Here is an 11,726-nt window from a genome sequence, read left to right as displayed (position 1 = left end):
GTAATTTGACAGATATCGCCGGCTGACGGTTTGGGGGTTGTCGTGGCGGACAAAAAGGGGTATAAACACAAAAATCATGACTAACAAAGTCAAAATATCATTTGCTGTTTTCTTAACCGTTGTGCTGCATTTCCTCGCCCAGGCAAAGCCAGCGCAATCTGCACATATCAACCGGCAGACACCTGCCCATGCACGGCAGGAAAGTCTTTGCGAGGGTGACTTTTTCCCGGTCAGCCCGCCGCTCAGCGATTTGGGCAACGCGGAGTACATTCGCATGGACGGCGCCCATACCGGTTTCAGCGGCGGTCTTTACCCCAACGGCAGCAATTCACCCCCACCGGCTCACCGTGATGCCGGGCGGGCAATTGCCCGCCGCATTGTACCCCTCGACAGGCAGGGTAACCCCGATGGACAAAATGGCAAAATCGGTATGATCTCGGTGGGCATGTCGAACACAGCCATGGAATTTTCGACCTTTCGCAGCCTTGCCCAGGCAGACAGCCGCATCAACCCGCATCTCGTACTGGTCAATGGAGCGCAGGCCGGCCAAACCGCCGAATACTGGCTGAATCCTGGAGCATCAACCTGGCAGGAAGTTAACAGACGAATTGCCGTTGCCGATCTATCCCCCTTGCAGGTTCAGGTGGTCTGGCTGAAACTGACCCGCACCGGTGGGGGCAATTTTCCACAAAAAGCCCAAACCCTGCAATCCGACCTGACGACCATTGTCCAAAACATCCATCAGTTATACCCCAATGTGCAAATGGTATTTCTTTCCAGCCGCACGCGTTCGTACACCTACTGGAACGGTCTCAGCCCGGAGCCGGCCGCCTTCGAGACCGGCTTTGCCGTCAAATGGCTGATCGAAGCGCAACTCAGCGGCGACCCGGCTCTCAACTATGACTCCTCCCGCGGCGAAGTGCGCGCCCCTTACTTGCTCTGGTCTGCCTATTTATGGGCGGATGGCATTAACCCGCGCGCAGACGGTTTTAGCTGGCTGCCGCAGGATTTGGTGCGGGACTGCACACACCCATCCACGGCGGGGCGCAACAAAATTGCCCGCTTACTGCTCCAGTTTTTTACCAGCGACCCGGCGGCAGCGCCGTGGTTTGTAATTTCATACCCGCTCTTTCTTCCGCTGGTAACCCATCCCTGAGGTAAACCCTTTACAAACCTGTCCTTCCCTCTGGCAGACAAGCCAGATGTGAACGATAATCGACAAAGGAGATCACCATGATGAATCAAGCCAGTAAATTAGAAGTGGCAACCCTCGGCGGGGGCTGCTTTTGGTGTTTGGAACCCATTTTTGCTCATCTGCAGGGGGTGGAAGATGCCGTGGTCGGTTATGCCGGCGGAAAGACGCCCACCCCTTCCTACGAACAGGTATGCACCGGTCTGACGGGGCATGCCGAGGTGGTGCAGGTTACCTTCAACCCGGCGGTCATCTCCTTTCGGGAGATTTTGGAAGTATTTTTCTCGGTGCATGACCCCACCACCCGCAACCGGCAGGGCGCCGATGTCGGTACGCAGTACCGCTCGATCATCCTGTATCACAACGAGCAACAACGTCAAATTGCCGAAAGTCTGATTGCTGAATTGAACCAGAAAGGTATCTGGCAAAAACCGATTGTCACCGAAGTGGCACCGTTTACCGCCTTTTACCCGGCGGAGGAATATCATCAGGAATATTTCGAGAAGAATCCCTACGCCGGGTATTGTCAGGTTGTCATTCAGCCCAAAGTCAGCAAATTCCGCAAGCAGTTTGCCGAACGGTTAAAGTAAACCGCTCAGGATTGCTTTTTTGTACGGGCAGGCTTATCCGGGCGTTTTTTGGGCGGCGATGTAACCGCTTCGTCCTCTTTTTCCAGTTCAACCCGCAGCCGGGCGGCGCTTTGCACCTGAAAGACCAGCGTCTGCCCGGAGAACAGACTGGCTTCACGGCGGTCAAAACCCTTCTTGCCTACCGAAACCAGCAACGGTTGATCGGGGCGGTAAGTGGATGGCGGCCGCTCACCTTTGACTTTGGTCGCCTTTTCCGCCTTTCCCTGCTCGGGTGAGGGCGGCATCATCACCTTGAGCGCCATTTCGGCCTTGTTCAAGGTATCACTCACCCGGTAAATACCGGGACGCAAAGGGGTCACGGTGAAGAAGTCACCAGCCGGGATCTGCTCAGCATGGTTGAACAAGACCTGCTTTTCTTTGCTTCCCAGCCGTACAATTCTGACTTGAAAGGTGGATACACCTTGCGAGTTGTAAAAACCCAGCACTCCGCCGGTGTGCAGCCGCAGGTCGGCATCCTCCCGGCAGCAATCGCGCTCTTTGGGATTTTCCAGAGTGGAAAGATCGAGGTTGTGCTGATAAGGAGCATCACCCTCTACAACCGTAACGACAAAACGCGCCGGCGTGCGGTTGGTGCGGCTGATGAACACCTCGTAATCCCCAGCTTCTTCGAAGCGATGGATCAATGTAGAAAGCACGCTGATTCGGCTGCTATCGAACGAACGTTGGGTGAACAACGCCCGGTTGATTATGGCTTGTTTCTGATTGGTTCTCATCGCTTAACCTCCAATATCCGCTTGTACAACCATTTCCACATTATCCACATACACACTCAGGCTGCGCACGGGCACGGTGACCGCTACCAGTTCAACCGGCGAACCGCTCAACAGCACCGAAGTGCTGATTTCCTTCGCCAGAACTTCCAGCGGGTCATCCACGCGGATAAGCGGCACGCAGGCACCAAAGAATTCCCCAATCAGCTGGATGAGCAAGTCACCCAGGCCAAAGCTGATGTTGAACAGATCACTGAGCCATTCGTCAATTTCATCGGGAATATCCAGCAGCCAGCGGATGAAGTCGGCAATCCCGCCGATGATGGCCAGAATCAAATCGCGTACCCAGCCGCCGGGCAGCAGTGCGGTCACAGCAGCGGTCAGCGCGTTTTCGATCAGGTTGCCAACAATATCGGCGAAGTCGAACAGGTCAAGGTCAATGAAATCCGGGTTGAGGTGGATATGCCACTGATTGTGATCCGGAAAGGGGTCAATGATACTGTTGTCAACGAGGATATCGCGTAGAAAGCCGCACGGGTCAATGACCGGCGGCGGGATACTGGCGTCGTAATAGCGCACCACCGGCCGCCCGGCCACGCTCAATTCCTGAGCCACAAAAGCGGCTAAATCCGGAGAGATGGAAATATCCGGGTTGGCGGAAAAGACGCACCAGCGCGGAAGACAGATATCCGGAATCGGCCAGGGCATGTTGATGCACCCGCCGCCCACGCAAATTTCGGGAATATCCAGACCAAGGGTAAATTCAAACTTATCCCAGCGTACATCCAGTTCATCAATCAGCACCGAATTATCGGCGCGGAAATCCACGCTGCCCCCTTCCAGATGTCCCTTGACATGGTAACCGGCCGTGAAAGGACCAAAATTGGTCATGTCCTGCGCTTCCCAGCGGATGCTGTCGCGCAAAACCACAAACAGGCGCTGAAATGCGCTTTCGGATACGGCAACAGTCAGGTCAGCCATGGCTTATGCTCCTCCTGTGACGGTCAATTTGAGAAACGCCTTAATTTGATCCTCTTCAACCGCCGGATTGTTGGGAACATCAGCGGGAACGGCAGAAGGCTGTAAAGTTACGGTTCTACCGAGCGTCAAACCCATTTCCTGGAATTCCTTGCTGATATCCAGCACCATTTTTTCCAGCGGGATGATCAGGCGCGGCAGGATGCCCAGTTTCAGCACCGTGGTCAGGTAGCATTCAATTGCGCTTTCCATATCCTTCGGTTCGATGTCCACAATTTCCAGGCCGTCCAGGCGTGTCTTGAGCCAGATTTGTTGAGAGCCGGGCACGGTTCCCCACTCAAAATGCCCAACGGCGTACAATTCCAGACAAAAACAGATCAGTGAACGGGTCGGTAATGCCACCGTGCGGGGACGCTCTCGCTCTCGGTTGTCGAACGCGCTGGAAGGGGGTGTGTAATGGGTGCTTATACCGGGCACCCGCTCTTTGGTTTCACCGATTGCCAGTTGCTGCTGAGCAACCAGATAACGTTCAATGAGTGGCAGCAGCTCATCAATCAGTTCCTTAGGGGGGCAATCTATTCCCATGCAGCCTTTCAAACGCAGGGCAAACCTTTGATCCGCCAGCCTGCCCAATTCAGGCGGCAGCCCAAAGACATTACCGGGGTGAAAATCAAGCTGTGCATCGGTTAATTGCAAGCAAAAGTTCAAACCAATTGGCACCGGCGCCCCTAAAATGGGCAGCGGTTCCTGCTCGGTAAAGAGCGGATTTTTCGCCTTCAATACCTTATCGTCCACCTCGAACTTTACGCAAAACAATTCTGCATTGTTATGAAAAAAGGGTGTTGCGTAATTAAACAGGGATGGACGCTGGCGCATGATGTGGCGCACCAATCGGTTTATACCGTCCTCATGGACGGCGCCGAACAGATCAGAACGATCGGTAAACGGCATATTGACCTCCATTTGTCTGAATAAAAGGAAAATAGCCCTCTCAACTGTTAGAAAATTGAGATGCTCGACTTTGCCGTGAATCGGGAATGGAGCAAGGGTGGAGAATCAAAACACGCAGGTCATCCCCGCGTGTTTCTCGTCAATAGATGGATAATAACCCAGTCGAGTTATTGACTATTTTTATCATCTATATCATAATACCACCAACTTACTCACATTTCAACCCCCTTTTTGGTTTACGGAATTTTCACCCGCAAAAGGGAGGTCAACTTTCCCACAAGCATGCCCAGAAAACCTTTTTAGCCTCGTTGCACGAGAATGAGATATAATTAAACCAGTCAGGGGAAATTTCAACCTTTTTACTTTTTCCGCTAAAAGGTCTTACATCATGTCTCCATCAGATGGATTAAGATTCCTCTTTGCTCTTTTTGCGTTGCTGGTTTTATTTTGCGGCATCACGTGGATCATTACCATCCCCGCCTACCGCTACCGTAGCAAGCTTTGTGGGCATCCGCACGCCCTTACCGACTGGCTTCTCAGTCCCTTCTATCTCCTGGTGAAGATACTCTATCTTGTTCTTATGATCATGATTGCCCCGCTTGTCATTCTGATTGCCATACCCCTTCTGCCTTTCCTTGTTCTTTTCCGTAAAATTTCCAACTGGGTCAACCGCTTGCTGGAAGCGTTAACAAACCCCGAAAAGTATGTGATCTTCTTCCAGCGTATGATTCGCCTGGGATTATGGATTCAATTCATCCCGGACAGTGAATTTTCGCGATATGTCCATCACCTCGAAAAGCAATCCAAAACACGCGATAGATAAAACCCTGTGACGGCAAACAAGAAATATCTCAGCCCGGAAAACCCAACTTTTCCTCATGGTATAATCCATTCACAATCATTCAACCATAAAACCAGACTGTCATGTGATCCAGATGAAAAAAGTTCTCTTACTGGTATTTACGGGATTTCTGCTTTGGCTGCTCCCGCCTTCCCCTGTTCAGGCAAAAGCAACTTTTCAGCCGGAAGGACAGACTTCAACCGGCAAGCCGCTCTGTCTGCCGGGGGTTTACCTGCAAGACCCGCAGGACTGCCTGCTGCTCGGCCCGGCGCAGCGTCTGAGCGAGCTGGCCCAGACTACCGCCTTACGCTATCCCGATGCGCCCCTGCCGGCCTACCGCCCTGCCCCGCATCTGACCCGCGCACCGGTCAACATTGCCCGCATCAACCTGCCGGAAAACGAGAAAGTACCTCTGTATGCCACTTTTGAGGACGCTGTCAACGGAAACAATCCAACCCGCTTTATTGACCCGGGTAAATTACGCTATGTCTCCTTCATCGCGGTGGAGTACTACAACAATAAGCCATGGGTACGCCTGCGTTCCGGCGAATGGTTGCGCGCTTCACCGGTGGCTTATTCATCCTTTCAAGGTTTGATCTTCAAGAAAACGCCCGACCATAACTTTGGCTGGATCATGGACACCGTTGAAGTGCGCGCCGCACCGGGATACAATGCGCCCAAAACCGGTAAGACCCTCTATCGCGAGAATGCGGTGCCCATTTATGCCGTTCAGTCGGCCGATAAAACCGACTGGTTCATGATCGGCGTGGACGAGTGGGTCGAACGGCGTTACATCCGCCAGGTGGTGATCAACACCACCCCGCCGGAGGGGGTGACCAACGACCGCTGGATCGAGATTAATCTCTACGAGCAGACTCTGGCAGTCTATGAAAACCGCCAGCTGGTGTTTGCCACGCTGGTTGCCAGCGGGGGAGAACCCTTCTTCACCCGCCCCGGCCTGCACCAGATCTATCAGAAAAAAGAACTGGAAACGATGAGCGGTGCCTTTGAAGCCGACCGCTCCGACTATTATTACCTGCAGGATGTACCCTGGACAATGTACTTTGATCAGGCACGCGCCCTGCATGGTGCCTACTGGCGGACCCTGTTCGGTTACGCCGGTACACATGGCTGTGTCAACCTGTCCATTGGCGATTCCAAATGGTTGTTTGACTGGGCCAAAGAAGGGGATTGGGTTTATGTCTGGGACCCGTCCGGGCAGACACCCACCGATCCCAACTTCTACGGCGCAGGCGGCGCATAACAGCCGATAAAGTGCCTTTATCCTACCGGCAAATTTAACCGGCAGGTTAACCTGCCTCCATGGCCGCCGGACGGTATAATTTAACGTGAGTTCGGGATAAGATCAAAACCTGGGAGGCGGGAGGGGGACGAAAATTCGAAAGTTGATGTGAAAAAGATTTATCCCGAATTGACGTACTTTAAGATCGCAAATCCGGGATAAGTGCAAAGCCTGCCATTTGCGCAAATCACCCCCCATTCCCGGTCTTAAAAAACATTTATCCCTGACCGACATTCAAGAGAAATCCGTCCGTGAATTTTTACTTTGCCCGGCAGTGTTTTGTTTCGGTTTTCAGCCGGCTGTTTTCAGACCACTGGGAGACACTCTTATGATTATCAAAATCGTCCTTTTTGCCTTTATCTTCCTGGAAACATCCAATGTGCTGGCATTGTATTTTGCGCCCGGATCAAAAAGAGCCAATGCAGTGGGTGTATTTTCCGCGTGGGAAAAATCCAAACAGTTCCCCGAAATTCATGATTTTGTCAAATACCTGGTTTACTGGGTGGCCGGCGCAAAGTTAATTTTCCTGCTCCTCCTGGTTGTGATCGTCCTGTTTGGAGATGCCACCCTCCAGCGCTTCATTCTGCTTGCTCTGGCAATCGGGACGGTGTCCTTTTACTGGCGGTTATTCCCCCTCATCCGATCCATGGATCGAAACGGGCAAATTGAACCCCACAACTACTCAACCAAATTGGGATGGATGATTTTGGGTTTAATCATTGTGTTTTTATTGGGCGCTTTCCTGTAATCCGCCTGCGCCAGAAAGCAGCCCGTACTTCTATGGGGATGAATCAGCGCCTGTCATCCCCCCGGCGTATCCTCCAACCCCATTTCTTTCAGGAACAACTTGACCGCCTGCGGGTCAAAATGTTTGCCTTGTTGTTCTTTCAGGTAAGCCAGCGCCTCTTCTTTTGACCATGCCGGGCGGTAAGGCCGGTCGGAGGTCAGCGCATCCCACACGTCCACCACCGCAAAGATGCGCGCCGCCAGCGGAATTTGCTCGCCTTTCAAACCGCGCGGGTAGCCCGTGCCGTCCCACTTTTCATGGTGACAATAGGGAATGTCCAGCGCCGGGCGCAGATATTCAATCGGCGAAAGCATCTCATAAGCATACAGCGGATGGCGGCGCATAATCACCCATTCTTCCTCCGTCAGCGGACCGGGCTTGAGCAGAATGGCATCCGGAATGCCCAGTTTGCCGATATCGTGCAGCAGTGCGCCGCGCCGCACGTGAACCAGCAGTTCTTCGCTCATGCCGGCCTGACGGCCCAGGCGCAAGACCAGTTCCACCACCCGCTGAGTGTGCCCCTCGGTTTCCTTATCGCGCAGGTCAATCGCGCGCGTCCAGCCTTCAATGGTGGCATCGTAGGCCTGCAGCAACTCCTGATTCGAGCGCCGCGCGTCTTCATACAGCCGCGCATTTTCAATGGCGATGGCCGCCTGCCCCGCCAGCATTTCCAGGAAACGCTGCCATTCCCTATCCACCGGCGGGCTGGCACGCAGGTAAATTTCAATGACGCCCTGAGGGTTGGTTTTGGTGATCAGCGGAATAACCAAAAGGGTTTGAAAGCCGGCCTGGCGCAGCTGCCGGCTGAATTCGCACACCTGCGGCACGAAGCAATTGCAATCTTCCTTGATCTCGCACAGGAAAAGGCTGCGGTTTTCTTGCAGCAATTGACCGGCAAGGCTTTGGCCGGCATGAAAACGCAAACCGAGCGGGATGGGAAGCCCATTGCCCTCACCGGCGGTATAGGTCAGCGAACCGTCACCCGGGTCATAGAGCAGCACCGCCAGCGCTTCCAGATTCAGCTGGCTGCGCATTTGATAAATCAGCACCTGCAGGGTTTCATTCAAATCCAGATTTGAACTGATGGCATCATCCATTTTGCGCAGGGCTTCCAGCTGATGCAGCTGACGTTCGATGCGTTCGGCCGATTGTTTCCGTTCGGTAATGTCTTCGATAGCGACAATCACCCGTTCCAGCGTTTCTTCATAGCCGGCCAGGGCGTTCCAGTGCAGGTTGACAGCAATTTTTCGCCCGTCCGGCAGAATATCTTCCGTTTCCCGTTGAAAATGCGCCTGCCCGCTGGCAATCTGCAGCAGTTCGTTCACAAAGTGACGCCATTGAGCCCACCCGTTCAGCAATTCCCCCAAAGACCGCGGCAGGGCTTTACCCTCCACCTGATACAGACGCCGGGCAGCGCGGTTCAAAAAGAGTACGTACGATTTGTCAAACAGATCCAACACCACCTGCGGGTTATCGAGCAGGTAGGTTTCCAGATCGGGTATCCCGCTTTGCTTCAATGCGAGCAGTTCCCGCTTGACCTGCGAAAAATCCTGTTCCAGCATAGCAACCGGCGAGTCCATAAACAGCGCCCGAAAGCGCTCCTCACTGCTGCGCAGGGCGTCATGTTCCTGTTCCAGACGGGCGCGGTGATAGGCATCGGCCAGAGCATAGGGCAGGCGCGCCAGATAGTGATCGGTTTTGGGAATGTAATCCTGCGCGCCCAGCCGCAGGGCTTGCAGGGCAATCATTTCATCTCCCTGGCCGGTGACCAGTACGATGGGAACGGAGAGGCGATGAACCTCACGGATTTCCTTGATCAATTCCAGCGCATTCATCCCGCCCGGCAGGTTGTAATCCATCAGCAGCACATCCACCTCAGCCGGCCGGCTTTCTTCGGTCAAGGTGCGCAAAGCCTGTTGAGCAGTCGTCACCACCTCCAGGGTGATGTAAGGAGCGTGTTTTTCCAGATAGCGGCGGGTCAGGTCAATGTCGGCCGGCTGATGCTCGACATACAGCACGCGCAACGGGCGGTTGTAACGGATGACCTGCTGGCGGTAATGCTGCCATGCGCTTTCAATGACGGCAGGCAGGCGCTCCAGATAATCATCGCGTTTGATGATGTAATCATCGGCCCCGGATTTCAGCGCCGCGATGACGGTTTCTTCATCCCCGCTGCCGGTCACCATGACAATCGCTACCGGCAGATTGAGGCTGCGCAGTTTGACCAGCAGCGAAAGTCCGTCGCCATCTCCCAAATTTCGGTCAATCAGCACCACCTGAAAGGGCTGCCGTTGTTCATAAAGCAATTCCAGCGCCTGCTTTTGGGTAGCAACCGTGCTCATCCGAATGTGGGCAGCCAGTTTCCGCAGCGCGCGGGCGGTCAAATCGGCATCCTGCGGATTATCCTCCACATACAGCACTTGCAGGGGTTCGTGGGGAGAAGTGGCAGGGTCGTTCATACTCTACCTTACGAAAAGTGGAGGGACGGCGGCTGGTTGAGTAGCGTCCAGTACACTTCAATCTGGGCAGCCACTTCAACAAACTTTTCGAATTCCACCGGCTTGACGATGTAGGAATTGGCACCCAACTGGTAGGCGGTTTCGATATCCCGGTCTTCAGAGGAGGTGGTCAGCACCACCACCGGGATGGAGCGGTAATGCGGGTGCTCCTTGTAGCGGCGCAGCACCTCCAGCCCGTCCACCCTCGGCAGTTTCAGATCGAGTAAGATGACCACCGGCAGGGGTGAACCCTCATCCCAGCGGCGTATCCAGTCAATGGCTTCCTCGCCGTCGCGGGCAAACTCAAAAGGGTTGACCACCCGGCGGCGGCTGAAAGCCCGCCGGGTCAGATCCAAATCCATGGGATTATCTTCCACCAAAAGAATGGGACGAAAAGGCACAGACAGGCTCATCCGCGGACAACCTCCATAAACAGGTAAACCTTTACCGGCAGGTTGCCCCATCCCGGCAAGGCCTGTTTTTGTAATCATAGCATAAAACGAGCCGGGTTTTCAAATTCAAATTAATTTAACCTGAACTGGTTTTCGATGCAAAAATCGAGAAGGAATACAATGAGCCCTCCATACCTCCCCAAAATCGCAGGGGCGATTTTGGGGGAGGCGCAGGCGCGGTCGAAAATGCTCAAGATGGATGGGTTTATGATTTATTCCAGACCGAAGTTAATATTAAATCAGTCGGTTGAGGCTGCCAGTTGAGGCGGGTTGCTGCGCCGCCGCACATTCCACTCGTTCAGCGCCAGCGCCGCCAGCACCACCGCCCCGCCGATCAGCAGGCGCGGCAGGTCGGCCTGCTCGCCGAAGAAGACCAGTGAAACCGCCACCGCCAGCGGAATTTTCAGGTCGTTGAAAATTGCCAGCGTGCCGGCGTTGACCTTGCGCGCCCCAACATTCCACAGGAAGAAACCCACCGCCGAAGCGACTACCCCCAGATACAGCAGCGTCAGCGCCTGATTGGGCAGCAGGTTGAGGCTGGCCCACGGCGTGGTGAACAAGGCGGGGAAACCGGCTGCCAGCGTGCCGCCAAAGTAAAGCAGCCCAAAAATCTGCCCATCCCTGATTTGAGAGTGAGGACGCATCACCTCGCGGTAGGCCACCTGCCCCAGCGCAAAGCACAGGTTGCTGATCTGCACAATCAGAAAGCCGCGCGTCAGGTCGGGGCTGAGCAGGTTGGCCTGCTGGACGATGGCCGTCCCTGCCACCGCCAAAACGGTAGCCAGCAAACTGAACCAGTTCAAACGGCGGTGATAAGCGTCGTTGATCAGGGTAACATACAACGGCGTAAAAATGGTAAACAGGGCTACCTCATAGGCTTTGAGAAAACGAAACGAATAGATGTAGGTCACATACATCAATCCATACTGCACCGCGCCAATCAGCGCCAGCCGCACGGCCAGCCGGCGGTCAACCCCGCGCAGGCGCAGAAACGGCAGAAATGCCAGCCCGGCCAGCAGCAGGCGGGCAAACGCCACAAAACTGGCATCCAAACCGGTCAATTGACCTTTAATCAAACCGAAGGAGAACGCCCACAGGAGAGAAACAATCCACAGATAAAGCATGTTGGACACCTCAGGGGATAAAAGTTTGGGAGAAAACCATTTTAGATGAGAAGGGGACAGCTTGCTGCTTATTATATGCAAAAATATCAGACATTTCAGTTGTCTTAATTCAGACAAATGGCAGGAAATTGCTCTTAAACGCACTCAAACTTAGAATTACGTCAATTCGGGATAACTCATTTTTAGATCAACTTTCGAATTTTCTTCCCCCTCCGGGCCTCCCCCAATATCGCTTTCGCG

The 11,726-nt window shown here is 54.0% G+C and carries 11 protein-coding genes; 5 read left to right on the top strand and 6 right to left on the bottom strand.

Features of this window, described 5'->3' with window-relative positions:
* Positions 1-76: 76 nt before the first annotated feature.
* The gene (locus ACWIZX_RS12535; RefSeq protein ID WP_448336015.1) at positions 77-1,156 is read left to right on the top strand and encodes a hypothetical protein; all 1,080 of its coding nucleotides are present in this window, start codon (positions 77-79) and stop codon (positions 1,154-1,156) included.
* Positions 1,157-1,233: 77 nt separating this feature from the next.
* Complete coding sequence (gene msrA, locus ACWIZX_RS12530; protein ID WP_448336014.1) at positions 1,234-1,782, top strand: peptide-methionine (S)-S-oxide reductase MsrA; 549 nt, start codon at positions 1,234-1,236, stop codon at positions 1,780-1,782.
* Between the two features lie 5 nt (positions 1,783-1,787).
* On the opposite strand, the gene ACWIZX_RS12525 is transcribed toward msrA, so the two are convergent.
* The 3 genes from ACWIZX_RS12525 to ACWIZX_RS12515 are packed head-to-tail and all read right to left on the bottom strand — an operon-like array spanning position 1,788 to position 4,481.
* Positions 1,788-2,555, bottom strand: a complete 768-nt coding sequence (locus ACWIZX_RS12525) for a hypothetical protein (protein WP_322794450.1) — start codon at positions 2,553-2,555, stop codon at positions 1,788-1,790.
* Between the two features lie 3 nt (positions 2,556-2,558).
* Positions 2,559-3,533, bottom strand: a complete 975-nt coding sequence (locus ACWIZX_RS12520) for a hypothetical protein (protein WP_448336013.1) — start codon at positions 3,531-3,533, stop codon at positions 2,559-2,561.
* A gap of 3 nt (positions 3,534-3,536) precedes the next feature.
* Positions 3,537-4,481 (bottom strand): hypothetical protein, encoded by a 945-nt coding sequence (locus ACWIZX_RS12515; RefSeq protein WP_322794448.1) that lies wholly within the window; start codon positions 4,479-4,481, stop codon positions 3,537-3,539.
* Between the two features lie 388 nt (positions 4,482-4,869).
* On the opposite strand from ACWIZX_RS12515, the gene ACWIZX_RS12510 reads away from it, so the two are divergent.
* The 3 genes from ACWIZX_RS12510 to ACWIZX_RS12500 all read left to right on the top strand — a co-directional run bounded on the left by ACWIZX_RS12510 (position 4,870) and on the right by ACWIZX_RS12500 (position 7,373).
* Positions 4,870-5,304: a hypothetical protein gene (locus tag ACWIZX_RS12510; protein ID WP_322794447.1), complete on the top strand. Its 435-nt coding sequence runs from the start codon at positions 4,870-4,872 to the stop codon at positions 5,302-5,304.
* Positions 5,305-5,416: 112 nt separating this feature from the next.
* Positions 5,417-6,586 carry a L,D-transpeptidase gene (locus ACWIZX_RS12505; RefSeq protein WP_448336012.1) on the top strand — a complete coding sequence of 390 codons (1,170 nt, stop codon included), beginning with the start codon at positions 5,417-5,419 and terminating at the stop codon, positions 6,584-6,586.
* A 367-nt stretch (positions 6,587-6,953) separates the two neighbouring features.
* Entirely contained in the window at positions 6,954-7,373 is a 420-nt protein-coding gene (locus ACWIZX_RS12500; protein WP_448336011.1) for a hypothetical protein, read from the top strand.
* Between the two features lie 53 nt (positions 7,374-7,426).
* Here the strand turns inward: ACWIZX_RS12500 and ACWIZX_RS12495 are convergent, their stop codons facing one another.
* The 3 genes from ACWIZX_RS12495 to ACWIZX_RS12485 form a co-directional block, all read right to left on the bottom strand.
* Positions 7,427-9,871, bottom strand: a complete 2,445-nt coding sequence (locus tag ACWIZX_RS12495) for an HD domain-containing phosphohydrolase (RefSeq protein WP_448336010.1) — start codon at positions 9,869-9,871, stop codon at positions 7,427-7,429.
* An 8-nt stretch (positions 9,872-9,879) separates the two neighbouring features.
* Positions 9,880-10,323 (bottom strand): response regulator, encoded by a 444-nt coding sequence (locus ACWIZX_RS12490; protein ID WP_322794370.1) that lies wholly within the window; start codon positions 10,321-10,323, stop codon positions 9,880-9,882.
* Between the two features lie 278 nt (positions 10,324-10,601).
* Entirely contained in the window at positions 10,602-11,486 is an 885-nt protein-coding gene (locus ACWIZX_RS12485) for an EamA family transporter (protein ID WP_322794371.1), read from the bottom strand.
* Positions 11,487-11,726 lie beyond the last annotated feature (240 nt).

The organism is Bellilinea sp. (assembly GCF_053501535.1).
This window is presented reverse-complemented; position numbering and strand designations above follow the sequence as displayed.